A 19,828-nucleotide genomic window follows, 5' to 3' on the forward strand; every position below is an offset into this window, starting at 1 on the left:
TATAAATTAATTAAATGAAGAAGATAATCTTAAGTCTTACAGTAATTGGAATTCTATTTTCCTGCGGAAAGACAACAAAAGAAGAAACCACTGCCAAGACTGAAACTCAGGAGGTAATAAAAGAAGCACTTCCGCCGGTTAGCGATGCCATAATGGAAAATGCAGTTATTTATGAAGCTAATATTCGTCAATATTCTGAAGAAGGTACCTTTAGTGCATTTACCAAAGATATCCCTGTTCTTAAAAAAATGGGAGTTAAAGTATTATGGATAATGCCTATATATCCTATCTCTACAACCAAAAGTAAAGGATCATTAGGAAGTTATTATGCAGTATCTGATTACACAAAGGTGAATCCAGAATTTGGTACTATCGAAGATTTTAGAGCATTGGTAAAAACAGCTCATGATAACGGAATCTATGTGATTTTGGATTGGGTAGCTAATCACACTGGCTGGGATCATATTTGGTTAAAAGAACATCCCGAATATTACACCAAAGATAAAAATGGTGCTATCACACATACCGAAGGTACAGATTGGACCGATGTGGCAGATCTTAATTATGACAATCAGGAGATGCGTGAGCAGATGAAAAATGATATGTTGTATTGGTTAAAAGAAGAAGGTGTAGATGGTTTTAGATGTGATGTGGCGGGAATGGTTCCTGTAGATTTTTGGAATAAAACCGTAGCAGAGTTTAAAAAGATTAAACCTGTATTTATGCTGGCAGAAGGCTGGGAGCCCGAGTTATTAGAAAATGCCTTTGATATGGGATATGGATGGGATACTCATCATAAAATGAATGATATTGCCCAGGGAAAAGCTAATGTTACCGAATGGGATAAAAGAATGGCCCAGATAGATACCATGTATGCAAAAGACGATATTTTAATGAACTTTACATCAAATCATGATGAAAATTCCTGGAATGGTACTGTAGAAGAAAGAATGGGGGATGCAAAAGAGATGTTAGCAGCGCTTACGTACCTTGCACCTGGTATGCCTTTGATTTATTCTGGACAGGAATATGATATGGATAAACGCCTTTTGTTTTTTGAAAAAGATACTATTATAAAAAAACAAGGTAAATTTTTCCCATTATATGAAAAATTAGGAGCACTGAAAAATACAAACCCAGCACTGCATGGTGGTAAAAATGCTGCTTCATATACTCGTATTAAAACTTCTGATGATACTGGTGTATTAGCATTTTTAAGAGAAAAAGACGGTCATAAAGTGATCTTTATTGCAAATATGACGAAGGAACCCATAAAGTTTACTTTGGCATATGAAGGAAAGTTTACAGATTACCTTTCCGGAGAAATCATAGAAGTATCATCTGGTGCAGCATATGAATTTGCTGCATGGCAATATCAGATTTTGATTGAAGAATAATCAAAATTAGTAGTGTTAATTTACAAAAACGACTTGCTATTGCGAGTCGTTTTTATTTTTTTACAATTTTAAGCACACATTAATTTATTCTTAATTTAATGTAGGAATATGTGTTAAAATAATGCATTTTTTGTCAGTAAAAGCTGAATTTATTAACCGAAAACGTTTTAGTTTTTGGGCAAATTAGGTTATTACTATCAATAACGATAGATTTGGCTCAATGACAAAAAAAGTTAAAAATATAGCCGTACTAACTTCGGGAGGAGATGCTCCCGGAATGAATGCAGCAATTCGTGCTGTAGTTCGGGCGTGTAGCTATTACGATGTAAAATGTTTTGGTATTTATAAAGGATATGAAGGTCTTATTAATAATGAAGTCGAAGTATTAAATGCACGATCTGTTCGTAATGTTATAAATAAAGGAGGAACTTTTCTTAAATCTGCCCGCTCAAAAGAATTTAGAACTATAGAAGGTAGGCAAAAAGCATATGAAAACCTAGTTAAAAATAGTATTGATGCACTTGTTGTAATTGGTGGTGACGGAAGTTTTACAGGAGCTTTAAAATTATCAGAAGAATTTAATTTTCCGGTAGTAGGTATCCCTGGGACTATCGATAATGATATTAACGGTACAGATTATACTATAGGATACGATACCGCCTTAAATACAGTAGTAGAGGCAATTGATAAGATTAGAGATACTGCAAGTTCTCATAATCGATTGTTTTTAATCGAAGTAATGGGGCGTGATGCAGGAGATATCGCTTTAAATGCTGGAATTGGAGCAGGAGCAGAGGAAATTTTAATTCCCGAAGAAGATATGGGAGTAGAGCGACTTATAGAATCGCTAAGAAAAAGTAAGAAAACCGGAAAAACCTCAAGTATTATTGTAGTAGCAGAAGGGGATAAATCGGGCAAGAATATTTTTGAGCTAGGAGAATATGTCGAAGAAAATCTTAATGATTACGAAGTACGAGTATCTGTATTAGGGCATATCCAACGAGGTGGACCACCAAGTTGTTATGATCGTGTATTAGCCAGTAAACTTGGGGTAGGAGCAGTAGAAGCATTATTAAATGGTAAAAGTGAAGTAATGATTGGGATTGTTCATAAGGTGGTTACTATTGTACCTCTTAAAACTGCGTTAGATAAAAGGCCTCATAAACATGATGGATTAATAAAAGTAGCAGATATCACTTCTGTATAATTTTGAATAGTATAACCACAGTCAGTATAAATTAATAAAACAACTAAAATTTTAGATATGAGTACGTTAAAAATTGGAATTAACGGTTTCGGTAGAATTGGAAGAATTGCTTTTAGAATTGCTTCTAAACGTGATAATGTAGAGATAGTAGCAATTAATGATTTATTAGATGTAGAGCATTTAGCTTATTTATTAGAATATGATTCAGTACACGGGAAATTTGATGGAACAATCGAACTTAAAAATGGTAACCTTGTGGTCAATGGAAAAGAAATTCGAGTAACCGCCGAACGTAATCCAGAAGATCTAAAATGGGGTGCTGTAGGAGTAGATGTAGTTATGGATTGTACAGGGATCTTCACAACATTAGGGACAGCAGATGCTCATCTTAAAGCGGGAGCTAAGAAAGTAGTAATTTCTGCTCCTTCAAAAGATGCTCCAATGTTTGTAATGGGAGTAAATCATAACGACGTAAAAGCTTCTGATACCATTGTTTCTAATGCTTCATGTACTACAAATTGTTTAGCTCCGTTAGCAAAAGTTATAGATGATAATTTTGGCATAGAAGAAGGGTTGATGACCACAGTACACGCTTCTACAGCTACACAGTCTACAGTAGATTCTCCGTCGAGGAAAAACTATAGATTAGGACGTAGTGCATTAAATAACATTATTCCTTCTACTACAGGAGCTGCAGTAGCAGTTACCAAAGTGATTCCTGCTTTAAAAGGAAAATTAACCGGTATGGCATTTAGAGTACCTACAGTAGATGTTTCTGTAGTAGACCTTACTGTAAAAACTAAAAAATCGGTTTCTTATGAAGAACTTAAGGCTGTTGTAAAGAAAGCTTCAGAGAATGAATTAAAAGGTATTCTCGGATATACAGAAGAAGCTGTAGTATCTCAGGATTTTGTGGGAGAATCACAAACTTCTGTGTTTGATGCTAATGCAGGAATAGCACTAAATGAGAATTTCTTTAAGTTGATATCCTGGTATGATAATGAATTTGGATATTCTACGAAGTTGGTTGATTTATCAATGCATGTAGGTAATTTATAAAGTATAGTATTAGCTATCTGAGCGTAATCGAGAACTATTGTCTCTAATTACTATTTTTCGATTATGCTCGTGTTGATAGCATATTAAATTCAAAAGAATAAATGTTTAGTATTTATTCTATTTGCTAACCACATAACAAATTTTTAAATGATTTTATTAGCTGATGGCGGTTCTACTAAATGCGATTGGATTCTTCTGGATGATGTAGGAGAAATCGTTTTTAAAACCCGTACAGAAGGATTAAATCCTGCTGTATTCGAAAAATCTCTCTTAGAAGAAAGAGTTAGAAAAAACGACAAACTTTCTTCCTATCAAGATAAAATAGAGACTGTTCATTTTTATGGAGCAGGATGCGGTACAAAAAAACCAGCAGTAATGTTGAAAAAAATCTTTGAGGATTTTTTTGTTGGTGCAGAAGTTATCGTTAAAGAAGATATGGTTGCAGCAGTATATGCCGCTACAACAGAACCAGGGATTATATGTATTCTAGGAACAGGATCTAATAGTTGCTACTTTGATGGGGAAGATATTCATATGTCTGTAGATTCTCTGGGATATATTCTTATGGATGAGGCTAGTGGAAATCACTTTGGAAAAAAACTAATACGTGATTATTACTATAAAAGAATGCCTCCCGAAATAGCATCAGAATTTGAAAAACGTTTTGACCTTTCTTCAGATTCAATTAAAGAAAACTTATACAAAAGAGAAAACCCTAATACATATCTGGCTTCTTTTGCAGAGTTTATTTTTACTAGTGAGCGCAACGGGTATTTTTATAAAATTATTACCGAAGGTATTCAGGAGTTTATAGAAACCAGAGTCCTGTGTTTTCCAGAATCACAACATGTACCAATACATTTTATTGGTTCGATAGCTCATTTTAGTGAAGACATTATAAGAGCAGCTGTCTGGCCATATCACCTAAAGGTTGGAAATATCGTAAGAAGACCTATTGATGGAATTATAGATTACTATCGCAATGAGGTAATTAAAAAAAAAAGTAAAGTCTGAATCTCTGTTATGAAATAGTATAATTCAAAATGATTCTACTTCCTTCATTAGGAATAGAGTTAATAAATATTCTTCCATTTATGTAGTTCATTCGTTCTTTCATAAAGAATAGGCCCATTCCACCTTTTGCATTATTATTAGGTTTAGAAGGTATAGTATTAATATCGAATCCTGTCCCATCATCCTCAATAGTAATACTTAATAAAGAATTAGAATGGTTAATTGTTATTAGAATATAATTAGAATTTGCATATTTAATAGCATTGTTTACTGCTTCTTGAGTAACACGATATAGGTTAGTTTCAATTAGAGAATCGAATCTCTGTTCAAAATTTGATTTATTCTCAAAAAGAATATTTTTACCAGTTAGTTTAGAAAGCTCCTTGGCCATTTTATCTAAAGCAATGCCAATCCCATAATCTTTTAATTCGGGAGGAGTAAGATTAAATGTTGCAATTCGAGTTCCCTGAATTAAATTTTTTGATAATTGTTTTAACCCTTCAATTTTCTGATATGCTTTTTCTGTATTTTCGAGGTTAATAGATTCAATATTAAGCTTAAGTGCAGTAAGCATTTGCCCAATGCTATCATGAATCTCTTTGGCAATTCTTTTCCTTTCTTCTTCCTGGGCCTCTACAATTTGACTTGCATTTGATTTTTGTAATTCTTCTTTTTCTCTATATCTGTAAGCATTTAATCGTTCAATTTCAATTTGTGCTTCTTTTCGTTTAGAAATGTCAGAACATAATATAAGTCGTTCAGAGTTTCCGGATTCTTTAAAAATGGTAAGTATTGAAATATCTAACCAGATTTTTTGCCCTATACTGGTTTTTAACTCAAATTCTTCATTAAATACACTTCCTGAGCTTTGGGTTATAAGACCGAGTAATCTGTTTTTTTGAACTTCATTAAGATTAATAAGATCGATGAGGTTTTTTCTTTCATAATCGTGCTCGATATTAAGTAATTTAGCAAAACGTTCGCTTAAGCTTATGATAGAACCTTTCTTAGAGATTCTTGCATATAAAATGGCCTTATTCATAGAATAGTTTAATGCTACTAATTCCTGAATTTTTTGATCTCTAGATGCTAGAGACTGTTCTGTTTGTTTCAGGTTTACTTGCGAATTTAGCACAGACTGTTGTAATCGAACAATGAATGTATTTAGTTTTATAAATAGAATTCCCAGAATGATTAGAAGAACTATTAACGAGATCCATAAATAGTTCTGGTTTATTACAGAAAAAAGCCCCAATACTGCTGTAGCAAGAGTTATTGTTATACCAATATAAAATAGGAGTTTTATTTTTTTAATATATTGAGATATATTCATTTGATCTCAAATTTTATCCATTTATTGCTTGTTTAATCAGATCTAAAGCTTTTTCAGAATACAAAAGCTGTAAAGCGGCTTTATGTCCTTTTTCAGACATTTTACGCCATGTCTTTTGTAAAATATCAATTACTTTTTCTTCAGTATGTTTTATTAAAAAATCTTCATAATAAAAATTAAGAAAGACAAGGCAAATCACATCTTCAAGGGTTTGCGTTTCTTCATCTTTTTTTAATTTTTTCTTTTGAAGCAAAAAAGAAACTCTATTTATAGTTTCTATGTCATAACCTATGTGTTGAAGGATTTCTGATGCTTTTTTAGCATGAAACTTTTTTAAATCTTCTCTCCATTTTAGATAACCTGTTCGATCCATTACATAGTTAGAACGAGGAATCTCCCATCGACAAATATGTTGAGAACGAGCAGCTAGTTTTAACGCATCAGAAGCTTCTGGATCAAATGTTTCTAGTGTTTGTGTCATTCGCTGTCCATAAATTAATTCTTTGGGTATAAGACTCCCGTTTACGTCTTCTGTATTGGGATCTTGAGTATTTGCTTTATCAAATAATGTATAAGCTTCAGTTAATTTTTTAACAGACATAGTGTTTTGTATATTGATATTCTAACAAAGTTAGAGTTTTTTGGATCAGGATGTATGATTGCGAATCAAATAATCCTTTCTATTCTACAAAACCAACAAACACGTTGTCGTCTTCTATTTTTACTGGATATATAGCGATAGGAGTGAGATCTCCGTCTAGATTTTTACCAGTATCTAATGAAAATGTTTTTTTATGCATTGGGCATGCTATTTTTGGCACCCCGTTCTGGTCGCCTGTCATCCCTCTGCTTAGAACCATTTCCATTTTATGTGGGCATACATTCTGGCAGGCATACCAGGCATTTTTTCTTTCAAAATTAAAAATTGCAATTTGCTTGTTTTTATATTTAATGCATGCGCCACTATTTTTTAGAAAGTCGCTCACCTTTCCTGCTTCAAACCAAATTGTAACATTTTCTATTGTAGTGGTTTTGTATATTTCTAATATTTCTTCCATACTGTTTTTTCTATTTTATTTCCAAGGCTCTGGCATTTTTTGATCCCTTAGAGGAACGAATACAAGGTTGTTATCGGTTTCATCGCTGTTTACAAAATGATTAAATCGTTTCATGATTTCCTTGTCTTGTATAGCTTGAGTCCATTCACATTTAAATGATCCAACAAGAGTTTTCATTTCACTTTCAAGTTCCTCAACAATGTCAAGTTTATTGTGAATTATTACTTGTTTTAGATATTCGATACCTCCTTCAAGCTTATCTAACCACTTTGCAGTTCTCTCTAGCGGAGCAGCAGTTCTAATATAGAACATGAGGAATCGATCAAGATACCTAATTACGGTTTCATTATCTATTTGTTCTGCCAGGAGTTCGGCGTGCTTTGGATTGGCGCCTCCATTTCCACAGATATATAGATTCCAGCCTCCTTCTACTGCGATAACTCCAAAATCTTTACATCTTGCTTCTGCGCATTCTCTTATACATCCAGATACTCCTCCTTTTATTTTATGTGGAGATCTAAGACCTTTATAGCGCTCTTCGAGTTCTATTGCAAAACTTACACTTTCATCCATCCCATATCTACACCAGGTAGATCCTACACAACTTTTTACCGTTCGTAAAGATTTTCCATATGCATGACCACTTTCAAATCCGTAATTAATTAGATCTTCCCATATTTTTGGAAGTTGGTCTAACCGAGCTCCAAAAAAATCTACTCGCTGCCCCCCTGTTATCTTAGTATAGAGATCATACTTTTTGCCTATTTTACCAAGAGCAATTAGTTTTTCTGGAGTGATTTCTCCTCCTGGAATTCTCGGTACCACAGAATACGTCCCATTACGTTGAATATTAGCCAAAAATCGATCATTAGAATCTTGTATTGTAGTTTCTTCATTGGCAGTATCTGCATAGATACTAGCCATGATCGAGGCGATTACAGGTTTGCATACTTCGCATCCGTCTCCTTTACCGTAATTATCTAGTATCTGATTATATTTTCTATATCCTTTTAATTTTATGATATCAAAAAGTTCTTGTCTATTATATTCGAAATGCTCACATATTATATCATTTACCTTTCTTCCCAGTGATTTAAGAGTAGCATCTACTAAATCTTTTACCATTGGTTTACACCCTCCACAACCCGTTCCTGCTTTGGTACAGGAAATTACATCTCCAAGATCATTACAAGAGCCATCCTGAATAGCGCTGCATATGACATTTTTACTCACACTTTCGCATGAACAAATCTGGGCATCATCTGGGAGATCCATTACATCTCCTAACAAAGAACTATTATCATCATTACGATTTCCTAAAATTAAATCTTCAGGATTTTCGGGTAGAGTCATTGCGGTATTATAAATCTGAAATAATGAATTGTAATCTGATGAATCCCCAACCAAAATCCCCCCTAAAAGTTTAGAGCTCTCTTTAGATATATTGATTCGTTTATAAATTCCTTTACGTTTATTTTTATATATAATGGTATCAACATTTTCACCTTCATGAAGAGCGTTACCAAAACTAGCTACTTCTGTTCCTATAAGTTTCAGTTGAGTAGACATATCGATATCTGCCTTCATAATATTTTTGGTATTACCTGTGATTTGTGATACAGCTACATCGGCCATATCATAACCAGGGGCGACAAGCCCGTAGATCATTTTGTTATAAAGAGCGACTTCACCTATGGCATAAATATGATCATCTGAAGTTTTCATGGTGTTATCTACAATAATTCCACCACGAATTCCCGTTGCTAATTTGCATTCTTTAGCAATTTCATCGCGTGGACGAATACCAGCCGAGACGACTAACATGTCTACTTTTAGCTCACTACCGTCTACATATTTTAAACCTTCGATAACATGATCCCCTTCTATATTTTTAGTTTGTTTACCCAGATGAATATGTAACCCAAGTTCTTCAATTTTAGCTTTCAGCATATCGCTACCTCCCTGATCAAGTTGTCTGGGCATTAATCTTGGTGCAAATTCTACCACATGGGCTTGCAATCCTAATTCTTTTACAGCATTAGCAGCTTCGAGACCTAATAACCCTCCACCTAATACTGCAGCTTGATTTTTTCCCTCAGATTTTAGTTTTTTGGCATAATACTTTATAGCTTCGAGATCTTCGATAGTTCTATATACAAACACTCCTTCTTTTTCTACACCTGGGATAGGAGGGACAAATGCAGATGACCCTGTAGCTAAGACCAGATAGTCATAAGAATATTTTTCGCCTCTATGATTAATTACAGCTTTTTCTTTTTTATTGATTTTAGTGATCATTTCAGAAATATGAAGATCAATATTGTTTTCTTCGTACCATGTAGTTGAAGACAGGCTTAAATCTTCTGCCGATTTTCCGGCATAGTATTCACTTAAATGTACACGATCATATGCTCTTCTTGGCTCTTCTCCAAAAACTGTAAGCTTATAATTATGGAACTTTTCAGAGGCTACAAACTTTTCACAAAATTTATAACCTACCATTCCGTTGCCTATTACTACTACCTTTTTCATAAATTACGTATTTAAAATTCAAAATTAAGTATTAATACGTATTATTGTGATAAGAATTACGTAATTATGAGTATAACAAATTGAGAATCTCTAAAAAATATGCATAGAGTTTTATAAAATCTATTTCACATAATTTTGTTTAGAAAGAATTGTTTTTCTTTTTTTGAAGACCTGAAACTGGCCATAAAATCTGTTTTGAAAAACTGTTTGCAGTAAGAGTATTTCAATTTCAATAGTTTTAAATACTTCTGTTTGTGAACATGGTTAATTCTGTTTTTTTGAATACAAATCCAAGTACAACTACTTAGTCGTTTTTGAAATATTCATATCTTTGAACATAGAGATAGTTTTTCTCTCAAAGAAAGTATAATATATTATAACAAATTGTATGGTTAGGATTGTATTGGTAGATGATCATTTTTTGGTAAGAGATGGTATAAGAGCTCTTTTAGAAGATGAGGAACAATACGAAGTAGTTGGAGAAGCTTCGGATGGAATTGAAGCTATTGAACTCGTGCAATCCCTACAACCAGATATCGTAATTTGCGATATTAGAATGCCTGAAATATCTGGGATTGAGACCGTGCAAAAACTAACATCACTTGGTGTGTCTTCTAAAGCTATTATGCTATCTATGCATGATTCTGATGAATATATCTTACAATCTATAAATGCTGGAGCAGAAGGGTATCTTCTAAAAGGTGCTAGTAAAGATGAATTTCTTAAAGCACTTTCAGTAGTGAGTAAAGGAGAAAAATATTTTAGTGGAGATGTGTCTTCTATCTTGATTAAAAAAATAAAGGGAGGAGATAATATATCTTCCGATTATGCATCTTTATCAAAGGATACCATATCAATAAAATCTAAAATAACTACACAGAATCCTTTTGATTTAACAAAGAGAGAAAATCAAATACTTCGTTTAGCTATTTCGGGAAAAACAAATAAAGATATAGCAGAAACACTCGATATTAGTAAGCGAACTACAGAAGTACATCGATTTAATTTGATGAAAAAAATGAAAGTGAAAAATATATTGGAGCTGAGTAACAAGGCCAAAAAATATGGCATGATTGATTAAAGATTTACTTCATTCTTCTGTATTGTAAAATTGACAATTATCTTCAAAGTTTTTGTCGAATATTTAATTTTGAGAAGATATATTTTGTAATACGTAATTCTTGTATGAATTACGTATTTTTTAATTTAAAAATAAGTATTTATACTTAGTTTTGATTTGAATTTATATATTCACTGGTTGATTGAAACCAGAATATAACGAATCTAAAAACAAGGAATTATGAATACTTATAGTAAATCTACGACTCTAAATTTATTAAATTATAAAAGTGTATCTATCCGAACCTTTTGGATCACGTCGATCGCTTTCTTTTTGTGTTTTTTTGCCTGGTTTGGTATTGTACCATTTATGCCCGATGTAATTAAAGATTTGGGATTAACTCCAGATGAGAAATGGAATTCTATTATTGTAGCAGTATCAGGAACTATTTTTGCGAGATTATTGATCGGTAAATTGTGTGATAGGTATGGGCCACGTATTTGTTATACATGGTTGCTAATTTTTGGGGCAGTACCAGTGATTTTACTTGGGTTTGTCCAAACTCCAATTCAATTTATTATATGCAGGCTATTTATTGGTTTTATTGGTGCTTCATTTGTAATTACTCAATTTCATACTTCTATTATGTTTGCTCCTAATATAGTTGGGACAGCAAATGCGACATCTGCTGGATGGGGAAACTTGGGCGGGGGAGTTAATAGACTAGGAATGCCACTTATTGCAGCGACTGTTGTTAGTTTTGGTGTAGCAGAAACTGATGCCTGGAGATATTGTATGATCATTGCTGGAATTACTTGTTTTTTAATGGGTGTGATATATTTCTTTTTTACTAAGGATACTCCTAACGGAAACTTTTCAGAATTGAAAGCTAAAGGAGAATTTATAAGGTTTAAAAAAGATGAAGTTAGTTTCTTGATGGCTATCCAGGATTATAGAGTTTGGATACTTTTTATAGTCTATGCTGCGTGTTTTGGTATGGAATTAACAGTTTATGGAACTATGGACGATTATCTTCAGAATACATTTCAACTTGAAAGAATTACAGCAGGAAATATTGTATTGTCATTTGCGTTGATGAATATTTTTGCAAGAACCCTGGGGGGAGTTTTTGGGGATAAGTTTGGGAAAATGAAAGGTCTAAGAGGACGTGTTTTATTTCTTGCAATTATTTTGGGAATTGAAGGGATTATGTTGTCTCTATTTTCGGGAATGAATGAGTTGACTTTAGGAATTATATTTTTGATAGGTTTTAGTCTTACGGTTCAAATGGCAGAAGGAGCTACTTTTTCGGTTGTACCTTTTATTAATAAGAAAGCAATTGGATCTATTTCTGGTATTGTTGGCGCGGGAGGAAATGTAGGTGCTTTTGTAGCTGCATTCGTGCTAAAATCAAAATCTGCGGTGGCAGAGAAGAAAGCAATAGCCGATAATCAAGATTTTAGTCAGGAAGCTATACAAGCAGCTCAAACTTTTGCTTCATCTGAAGCAGTATCTAGTGGATATTTTACTATTGGAATTTTTGTGATTTTTACTGCAGTTATCTCACTTATGATTAAGTTTTCAACAGAAGATGAGAAAGCAGTTGCAAGAGAAATGAAAAGTACTCCTGTATATAGTTAATAAATAATACAACTCTGAATAAATGCTAGGGTATTTATGAGTTTTTATGTAGTTAATTATAAAATATTAGTCACCTTTTTTATGAGAGATTTAATAAAATAAACCTTCTATAACCTCAAAATCTATTTTTAAACTATAGTATTTTATTGAATTGATAATTCTTTTGATTCAAACATAGAAAAAGGTTATGAAACTATGGTGAATACGTATTAATACTTAGTTTTGATATAAAGAAATTGTGCATTAAACTATATCTTATGCCTACATTCAAATCATACAAAACAACGTGCTCATACTGTGGGGTTGGTTGTGGAATTATAGCAAAAAAAGACCCAAAAGGTTTAATTACAGTAAAAGGGGATCCGGATCATCCTGTAAATCATGGAATGCTATGTTCTAAAGGAATGAATCTTCACCATGTGATTCAAGATAGAAGTGATAGAATTCTATATCCAGAAATGCGCTGGAGTAAAGGGCATGACCGTCAACGGGTATCCTGGGACCAGGCACTAGACAGGGTAGCATCAGTTTTTAGTACAATAATCGAAAAATATGGCTCGGATAGTGTTGGGTTTTATGTTTCTGGACAATGCCTCACAGAAGAATATTATCTGGCAAATAAGCTAGTAAAGGGGTTCATAGGAACCAATAATATTGATACCAATTCGAGACTATGTATGAGTTCTGCTGTGGTGGGATATAAACAGGCATTTGGAGAAGATAGTGTCCCGATTGCATATGATGATATAGAACTGGCAGATTGTTTTATGATTGCCGGAGCAAATCCTGCCTGGTGTCACCCCATTTTGTTTAGAAGAATAGAAGCACAAAAGGAAAAGAATCCTGGAATAAAGATTATAGTTGTTGATCCTCGTAGAACACAATCCTGTGATATAGCAGATTTACATTTGCAGATTCTTCCCGGAACAGATGTAGTTTTATACAATGCAATTGCAAAACGATTAATCGATCGAAAAAAAATTAACAAGAGTTTTATTATTAATCATACAGATAATTATGAAACGTTTAAAGAATCTTTGCAATCAATATCTCTATCTAAAGCTGCTATCACCTGTGGGATAACAGTTGCAGATATTAAAAAAGCTGCTTCCTATATTGCAGACGCAAAAGGGTTTATTACTCTATGGGCGATGGGATTAAATCAAAGTTCTATTGGAGTTAATAAAAACAATGCATTATTAAATTTATCTATACTCACAGGGCATATTGGTAAACCTGGATCTGGTCCATTTTCTTTAACAGGACAACCCAATGCAATGGGAGGAAGGGAGGTAGGAGGAATGGCTAATTTATTAGCAGCTCATAAAGAACTTTCAAATGAAGAAGACAGGAAGGAAGTAGCAAACTTTTGGGGAGGAAAAGAGATTTCGGAAAAACCAGGACTTACTGCTACTGAAATGTTTGATGCATTAGAAAATGGAAAACTAAAAGCCATTTGGATTATATGCACTAATCCATTGGTAAGCCTTCCTAATGCTAATAAAGTAGAAAAAGCTTTACAGAGTGCCAAGTTTGTTGTAGTTCAGGATATATCACATCGATCAGAGACCATCCAGTATGCTGATTTAGTGCTTCCAGCAGCCGGATGGGCAGAAAAGGAAGGTACAATGACAAATAGTGAGCGTAGGATTACTTACCTTAATAAAGTGATTGATCCTCCGGGAGAAGCAATGCCAGATGTAGAAATTCTTTGGAGTTTTGCACAAAAAATGGGATATCGAGGATTTGATTATAACACTGTAGAAGAAGTATATAAAGAACATTGTACACTAACCAAAGGAACTACTATCGATATTTCTGGACTTAGCTATTCACGTCTTAAAACAGAAGGCAGTTTTCAATGGCCCGTACCCAAGAATAATCATCCTGGTACATCGCGATTATTTGAAGATAAAAAATTTCATACCGATACTGGAAATGTAAAATTTGTAATCCCGAAGTTTACGCAACCAACCTCTGAGTTATTGACGGAAAAATATCCATTGATTCTTACAACAGGTAGAGTACGTGACCAATGGCATACCAGAACAAAGACAGGTAAAGTAAATAGACTGCGAACTCATACTCCAGATCCTTATTTAGAGATTAATCAAGTTGATGCATTTTTGAGGAAAATAAAAGAAGGAGATATTGTTATTATTGAGAGTAAACGAGGTAAAGTACAGGTAAAAGCAAAAATTAGTGATGGTATCAATAAAGGGGTGGTTTTTCTTCCTATGCATTGGGGCAAAGTTCTGGGCAATGATTATGGAAGGGCGAATAATTTGACGACTAGTATTGTAGATACGACATCTAAAGAGCCTGATTTTAAATTTTCTGCGGTTCAGGTTTATAAATTTATAAAACCAAAACAAAAGATCTGTATAGTAGGAGCTGGAACAGCTGCATATCGTTTTATTCAAACGTATAGAGAATTTAATAGCGAAGATGAAATTGTAGTGTTTTCTAAAGAACCATATCCATTTTATAACAGAGTTTTACTTCCTGAATATATAAGTGAAGAACTAAAATGGGAACAGTTACAGAAGATGCGAGAGGGAAATATGAAATCACTTAATGTAACCCTCTTCGTAAGTAACCCTGTTATTGAAATTAATAGAGAAAAAAAACACCTTATAGATAGTAAAAGCCAAAAACATGATTATGATGTTATTTTAATGGCAACAGGTAGCCGTGCTTTTATCCCGAAGGAAGTCCCAATACATCGTCCGGGAAGATTTACCCTACGCAATCGTAGCGATGCCGATAAGTTAAAATCATATCTCAATCAAACGGGTATACCAGAGAATAGGCAGCATGTAACCATAGTAGGTGGCGGATTACTAGGGTTAGAATTGGCAGCAGTACTTCGTAAAAAAGGAATAACGATTACAATTGTACAAAAAGGAAACCGATTAATGGAACGTCAACTTGATATTGTTGCCAGTCGTTTATTAGCAGAACATGTAAAAGAAAAAGGAATTCAAATCTATTTTGATAACGAAGTAGATACTGTTTTTAAACAGAATAATGGCGATTTACTGGTTAATTTAAAGTCTGGTAAATCCTTTAACTGTAATGCAGTAGTGTACTCTATAGGTACAACTCCTAATATCGATTTGCTTAAAAAAACAGGAATTCATTGCCGTCGAGGAATATTGGTGAATCAATATTTGCAGTCAAGTGACCCTAATATATTTGCTATTGGAGAAATTGCCGAGTTTAACGGTAATTTATTTGGTATTACTGCAGCAGCAGAACAACAAGCTGATATCGTAGCTAAATATTTGTTGGGGGATTATAGCGCAATATATAGAGGTTCTGTTTTCATGAATATTCTCAAATTTGAAGATCTAGACCTTTGTAGTATTGGTAATATAGATGTACCTGCCAATGATAGCTCTTTTGAAGAAGTAGTATTTATGGATGTTAGCAGGCGGTTTTATAAGAAATGTATTGTGAAAGACGATAGATTGATAGGAGCTATTTTAATGGGAGATAAAAAAGAATTTGCAGATTTTAAACGTCTTATTGAAGAAAAAATAGAATTATCAGAGAAACGAGACGAATTGTTAAAGTCTTCAAAACCTGATAAACCTGTTATAGGTAAACTTATTTGTTCTTGTAGTCAAGTAGGAGAGGGAAACCTTAAGAAAGAGATTAGATCAGGATGCGAGGTTTTTTCTGAACTATGTAGCAAAACTGGAGCAGGATTAGGTTGTGGTAGCTGCAAACCTGAAATAAAAGAAGTGTTGAACAATGTCTTACAATTGACTTAGTTATGAAAAAAGAAAAATATTTACATCGAGTAGATGTTAAAGGAGGTGTTTTGTCTCCGATAGAATTGCTACGTATTATTAAGTACGCTCAGAATCTGGGGCTTGATGTTTTTCATTTTGGATCTCGGCAGGATATTATTTTTCCTAAAAAGAATAGTAATGGAAATATTATTACCAAAAGTGATTTTTTTGACTCGTCCTTTTTTGCCTCAGAAACACAACAAAATATCAGTTGTTCTTATGTTTCTATTGATATTTTTAACGCTACGGTCTGGTTACGAGACACAACCTATTTATATATTCTTGAAGAATTTAGGTATAGTCCAAAATTAAAAATAAACATTACCGACCCTAAGCAACAGATCGTTCCTGTGTTTACAGGCGATTTAAACTTTATAGCTTCTTCTTATGAAGATTATTGGTATTTATTTTTAAAATTACCCAATTGGGAAGAAGTATTTTATCCCGTGTTAATTTATACATGGGATATTGCAAAAGTTGCAAAAGCAATTGAAAATGAATATCAAAACGTGAATAATGTTAATGAGCTGTTTCAATTTTTGAATAAGAACCTAGAAGCTAATAATAGAATAATAGAAAAGCCACTTCAAATTAATTTTAGCCCGTTTCCCTATTACGAAGGAATGAACAAAATGGATGAACATCAATATTGGTTGGGGTTATATTGGAGAAACAATAGATATAATTTAGAATTTCTAAATACTCTATGTGAATTTTGTATAGAATATCGAATAGGAAAAATATGTCTAACTCCTTGGAAATCTTTTATAATAAAAGGAATACCAAAAGAAAGTAAGTTGGTTTTAGAAAAATTACTAGGGAAATTTGGTATAAATGTTCGACACTCGGCCTTAGAACTAAACTGGCATATACCAGTTAATAATAAAAAAGCATTTGATCTAAAAAAGTTTTTAGTGATGAACTTTGACCAAAATGATATCAGTACCTATGGATTAACTTTTGGAATCATATTTAAACATGATCAAAAGCGATATTTTACATCTATAATGATAGAAGAAAATAAGATATCAGACATTATTCAGGATTTTGTAGTAAGGCCAACATATAATGTGTTGTATGCTAAAAATTTCAACCCTAATACCCAACAATATATTGTATATGCTCAAGATATAGATCAAATGGATTTACCAGGAATATTACTTGAATTAACAAAAACATATTTTCAAAATTTAGGAAAAATGGAAGATGATCAACCCTCTGAGCTAGGTATTAAAAAAGAAACTCTTGAGATTGAAGTGTATCAATGTAATAATTGTCAAACTATTTATGATTCTTTAATTGGAGATGTATTAAACAAAATCCCAAGAGGAGTAGATTTTGTTGAATTACCAGATAATTATGGCTGTTCTCTCTGTGAAGCTCCAAAAAATAATTTTAAGAAGATTAAAATGCGGGTAATGTAAAGGTGATTCTGATATTAAGTTAGGGAATAGAATAGTTTAGATAATAATGATAACTAAAATTTTTACTTATGAATTTAGAAGAAATAATTATGGTATCTATTTCAGAATTTTTAGAAGTAGAAGTACATAGAGATACGGAAGCTTTGGATTTAGCTTCCAAAATCGAAATTGTCAAAAAAAGAATACAGGATAAAACTAAAAATAATCCAAATTATTCTTTCGGTAAAAACAAATTAAAAGACTGTGAGTATGAGATGTTTTTTAGTAGCAATCCTAATGATAAAATTAAAATAGATGGTTGGATCCCTATAGCAACCGAAAACGTTAAAGAGATCAACAAAATTTCAGAATATATTGAAACAGGACTTTTAAGAAAAATTGAAATTCATACAATATAATTGTTAATACTTCTGTGTAAAAGTATTCTACTCCTTTATCTTTTTGAGTAGGTTTTAAACTTATTTTTACCTTCGAACTTTATGAGGTTGTATCATCATAAAATATAGTTCGGAAAATAAATTATCGTATGACAGAATATGTACTTCTAACAGATGACCAAAGTTATTTTGTTGAATATCTTATCGGCGAACTGGTATTGTCTAACAGTATTAGTGAGGCAATGAAGTTTAACGATGAGCATCTTGCATTAAGATTTAAGCAAATGCTACATAATTCTTGTGAGTTAGTCACCAGTGTAAATACATATATTGGGTGATTTTACTTATCCCCGAATCAATTTTAAAACATAATCCAGGTCAGGATCTCTGCCAGAGATTAGATCATCGATAGAGAATATAGTTTGCCTGTCTGGAAGTACACCAGATCCTTTGGGAACTCTTTTGTCTATTACATGATGGTTGATTTTTTCCATATACATTACCATAATTATTTTGGAATTAGGAAATTCGTAATATACAGGAAACTCTCCATTAGAAAAATGATATCCACCACCGGTTTCTTCTCCTACCAAAATAATATTAGGGTCATTTTTAACATTTAATGCAAAGGTAGATCCGGCAGAAAAAGTTGCTCCCCCTGCAAGTACATATACATTTCCTCGAAATCTATCTTTATCGGGAACCATAAGAGCTTCCATATCATCAAAAACCAGTTTCCATCCATCATATATAGGATGGTTATAAAACTTATCTTTTAAAAAATGTTTTTCACTAAGATAGGTCTTGGTGACATGTTTTCGCTCGGGAACAGTAAGTGAAGCTACATATTCACTAGTTATCTGTTTAAATACACTATTGGTGATGAATGAGAATAAATGTACAGCATTAGATCTAAAACCTCCATCATTTTGTCGAACATCAACGATAAGATTACTAATTTTCTTTTTATTAATTTCTTTAAAGATTTTTGTTAGATTCGATTTAAAAATCCTGAGATCTCCTCTAAATGAATTGACCACTACGACGGCAGTATTTATGTCTTCTTTGTAATACACAAAGGGGCTTTTGTTATTGATAAATGTATCAAAGTAGTCAAAGCCATTTTCTTGGTTATGATATGAAGCAAAATAGGAATTACGTTTGGTGTTTCTAAGTCTTACGTTTACAAAAGATTCTGCAGGTAATACTTTATTTTTTTCTGTACCATCTGGTTCTGTATAGTCGATGCTAAATTTTTTCTCAATGCCATATTCGTATGCAAAGTATAATCCGAACTTCAATTCTATTTCTCTATATTTTCGAGTGAGATTATAGCCGTCACTTGGCACATATTTCTTTAGGTGTTGTAAAATTTCATAAGTTTTTCTCCCGTTAATTCGATTAATTTTAGAACCTATTGGGATATCAAAATCATCGGTATCGGTATAAAACTCTGTATTTATTAATTTAAGAATCAGAGGAAAATAATATTGGTCTGTTTTTATGGTATTGGGAGCAAAAAATGAAAGATGTCCATCTTTTATTTTATCTGTAACATCTAGCATATTTTGATATAATTTTATATCAGAATCTGTTGTAGTTAGGGATTCTTTTGTAATCTCAAAAATATACTCCAAAGAATCTTGATCAATATATTCATATAAACTGGGGTGTCCTTTTTTAAGGATATTTTCAAAAATCCTAAAATCTTCTCTAACAGCAAGAGAATCCATGCGTTTTTGTGCATAAACTACACAAGTGAGTATGTAAAAAAGTACAAAACACTGTATTTTTTTCATTAGATGATTTTAACGATATAACTTAATTGACTTCTTTAGATTGCTTATTGTTGCAATCTTTTTGTTTTCCCAGGTGTAAAAATAATAAAATTGTTGAGTGAATTTTATCTATTACTAGATTTAATAC

General features: G+C 32.7%; 15 protein-coding genes. 10 read left to right on the forward strand and 5 right to left on the reverse strand.

Annotated features, from left to right (window positions below; translation table 11 throughout):
• Nucleotides 1–14: 14 nt before the first annotated feature.
• The 4 genes from Z053_RS0105800 (at nt 15) to Z053_RS0105815 (ending at nt 4,677) form a co-directional block, all read left to right on the forward strand.
• On the forward strand, nt 15–1,397 hold the full coding sequence (locus Z053_RS0105800; protein WP_025664097.1) for an alpha-amylase family glycosyl hydrolase: 1,383 nt from the start codon (nt 15–17) through the stop codon (nt 1,395–1,397).
• A gap of 220 nt (nt 1,398–1,617) precedes the next feature.
• Nucleotides 1,618–2,604 (forward strand): 6-phosphofructokinase, encoded by a 987-nt coding sequence (gene pfkA / locus Z053_RS0105805; RefSeq protein WP_025664098.1) that lies wholly within the window; start codon nt 1,618–1,620, stop codon nt 2,602–2,604.
• A 57-nt stretch (nt 2,605–2,661) separates the two neighbouring features.
• Nucleotides 2,662–3,663, forward strand: a complete 1,002-nt coding sequence (gene gap, locus Z053_RS0105810) for a type I glyceraldehyde-3-phosphate dehydrogenase (protein WP_025664099.1) — start codon at nt 2,662–2,664, stop codon at nt 3,661–3,663.
• Nucleotides 3,664–3,810: 147 nt separating this feature from the next.
• The gene (locus tag Z053_RS0105815; RefSeq protein WP_025664100.1) at nt 3,811–4,677 is read left to right on the forward strand and encodes an N-acetylglucosamine kinase; all 867 of its coding nucleotides are present in this window, start codon (nt 3,811–3,813) and stop codon (nt 4,675–4,677) included.
• A 7-nt stretch (nt 4,678–4,684) separates the two neighbouring features.
• Here Z053_RS0105815 and Z053_RS0105820 read toward each other — a convergent pair whose 3' ends face one another.
• The 4 genes from Z053_RS0105820 to nirB all read right to left on the reverse strand — a co-directional run bounded on the left by Z053_RS0105820 (nt 4,685) and on the right by nirB (nt 9,600).
• Nucleotides 4,685–6,010, reverse strand: a complete 1,326-nt coding sequence (locus tag Z053_RS0105820; protein WP_025664101.1) for a PAS domain-containing sensor histidine kinase — start codon at nt 6,008–6,010, stop codon at nt 4,685–4,687.
• Between the two features lie 13 nt (nt 6,011–6,023).
• Nucleotides 6,024–6,611: a DUF4202 domain-containing protein gene (locus tag Z053_RS0105825; protein WP_025664102.1), complete on the reverse strand. Its 588-nt coding sequence runs from the start codon at nt 6,609–6,611 to the stop codon at nt 6,024–6,026.
• A gap of 79 nt (nt 6,612–6,690) precedes the next feature.
• Nucleotides 6,691–7,068 (reverse strand): nitrite reductase small subunit NirD, encoded by a 378-nt coding sequence (gene nirD / locus Z053_RS0105830; RefSeq protein ID WP_025664103.1) that lies wholly within the window; start codon nt 7,066–7,068, stop codon nt 6,691–6,693.
• A gap of 15 nt (nt 7,069–7,083) precedes the next feature.
• Nucleotides 7,084–9,600, reverse strand: coding sequence for a nitrite reductase large subunit NirB (gene nirB, locus Z053_RS0105835; RefSeq protein ID WP_025664104.1), 2,517 nt, complete (start codon nt 9,598–9,600; stop codon nt 7,084–7,086).
• Nucleotides 9,601–9,988: 388 nt separating this feature from the next.
• On the opposite strand from nirB, the gene Z053_RS0105840 reads away from it, so the two are divergent.
• The 6 genes from Z053_RS0105840 to Z053_RS0105865 all read left to right on the forward strand — a co-directional run bounded on the left by Z053_RS0105840 (nt 9,989) and on the right by Z053_RS0105865 (nt 18,240).
• Nucleotides 9,989–10,681 (forward strand): response regulator, encoded by a 693-nt coding sequence (locus tag Z053_RS0105840; RefSeq protein WP_025664105.1) that lies wholly within the window; start codon nt 9,989–9,991, stop codon nt 10,679–10,681.
• A gap of 219 nt (nt 10,682–10,900) precedes the next feature.
• The gene (locus Z053_RS0105845; protein WP_035095218.1) at nt 10,901–12,301 is read left to right on the forward strand and encodes an MFS transporter; all 1,401 of its coding nucleotides are present in this window, start codon (nt 10,901–10,903) and stop codon (nt 12,299–12,301) included.
• A 257-nt stretch (nt 12,302–12,558) separates the two neighbouring features.
• The gene (locus Z053_RS0105850) at nt 12,559–16,080 is read left to right on the forward strand and encodes a nitrate reductase (RefSeq protein WP_025664107.1); all 3,522 of its coding nucleotides are present in this window, start codon (nt 12,559–12,561) and stop codon (nt 16,078–16,080) included.
• A gap of 2 nt (nt 16,081–16,082) precedes the next feature.
• Entirely contained in the window at nt 16,083–17,525 is a 1,443-nt protein-coding gene (locus Z053_RS0105855) for a rubredoxin (protein WP_025664108.1), read from the forward strand.
• 68 nt (nt 17,526–17,593) lie between these two features.
• Nucleotides 17,594–17,923, forward strand: coding sequence for a hypothetical protein (locus Z053_RS0105860; protein ID WP_025664109.1), 330 nt, complete (start codon nt 17,594–17,596; stop codon nt 17,921–17,923).
• A gap of 128 nt (nt 17,924–18,051) precedes the next feature.
• Nucleotides 18,052–18,240 carry a hypothetical protein gene (locus Z053_RS0105865; protein ID WP_025664110.1) on the forward strand — a complete coding sequence of 63 codons (189 nt, stop codon included), beginning with the start codon at nt 18,052–18,054 and terminating at the stop codon, nt 18,238–18,240.
• A 6-nt stretch (nt 18,241–18,246) separates the two neighbouring features.
• On the opposite strand, the gene Z053_RS0105870 is transcribed toward Z053_RS0105865, so the two are convergent.
• Nucleotides 18,247–19,701, reverse strand: coding sequence for a S41 family peptidase (locus Z053_RS0105870; protein WP_081748217.1), 1,455 nt, complete (start codon nt 19,699–19,701; stop codon nt 18,247–18,249).
• Nucleotides 19,702–19,828 lie beyond the last annotated feature (127 nt).

This window comes from Aquimarina megaterium XH134 (genome assembly GCF_000520975.1).
Taxonomy (GTDB): Bacteria; Bacteroidota; Bacteroidia; order Flavobacteriales; family Flavobacteriaceae; genus Aquimarina; species Aquimarina megaterium.

Excerpts from the sequence above, each read along its gene's own strand:
- nirD (WP_025664103.1), bottom strand. The coding sequence starts at position 7,068 with ATGGAAGAAATATTAGAAATATACAAAACCACTACAATAGAAAATGTT.
- Z053_RS0105870 (WP_081748217.1), bottom strand. The coding sequence starts at position 19,701 with ATGAAAAAAATACAGTGTTTTGTACTTTTTTACATACTCACTTGTGTA.
- Z053_RS0105860 (WP_025664109.1), top strand. The coding sequence starts at position 17,594 with ATGAATTTAGAAGAAATAATTATGGTATCTATTTCAGAATTTTTAGAA.
- Z053_RS0105840 (WP_025664105.1), top strand. The coding sequence starts at position 9,989 with ATGGTTAGGATTGTATTGGTAGATGATCATTTTTTGGTAAGAGATGGT.
- Z053_RS0105825 (WP_025664102.1), bottom strand. The coding sequence starts at position 6,611 with ATGTCTGTTAAAAAATTAACTGAAGCTTATACATTATTTGATAAAGCA.
- Z053_RS0105815 (WP_025664100.1), top strand. The coding sequence starts at position 3,811 with ATGATTTTATTAGCTGATGGCGGTTCTACTAAATGCGATTGGATTCTT.
- Z053_RS0105850 (WP_025664107.1), top strand. The coding sequence starts at position 12,559 with ATGCCTACATTCAAATCATACAAAACAACGTGCTCATACTGTGGGGTT.
- nirB (WP_025664104.1), bottom strand. The coding sequence starts at position 9,600 with ATGAAAAAGGTAGTAGTAATAGGCAACGGAATGGTAGGTTATAAATTT.
- Z053_RS0105800 (WP_025664097.1), top strand. The coding sequence starts at position 15 with ATGAAGAAGATAATCTTAAGTCTTACAGTAATTGGAATTCTATTTTCC.
- Z053_RS0105865 (WP_025664110.1), top strand. The coding sequence starts at position 18,052 with ATGACAGAATATGTACTTCTAACAGATGACCAAAGTTATTTTGTTGAA.
- Z053_RS0105820 (WP_025664101.1), bottom strand. The coding sequence starts at position 6,010 with ATGAATATATCTCAATATATTAAAAAAATAAAACTCCTATTTTATATT.
- Z053_RS0105855 (WP_025664108.1), top strand. The coding sequence starts at position 16,083 with ATGAAAAAAGAAAAATATTTACATCGAGTAGATGTTAAAGGAGGTGTT.
- Z053_RS0105845 (WP_035095218.1), top strand. The coding sequence starts at position 10,901 with ATGAATACTTATAGTAAATCTACGACTCTAAATTTATTAAATTATAAA.
- pfkA (WP_025664098.1), top strand. The coding sequence starts at position 1,618 with ATGACAAAAAAAGTTAAAAATATAGCCGTACTAACTTCGGGAGGAGAT.
- gap (WP_025664099.1), top strand. The coding sequence starts at position 2,662 with ATGAGTACGTTAAAAATTGGAATTAACGGTTTCGGTAGAATTGGAAGA.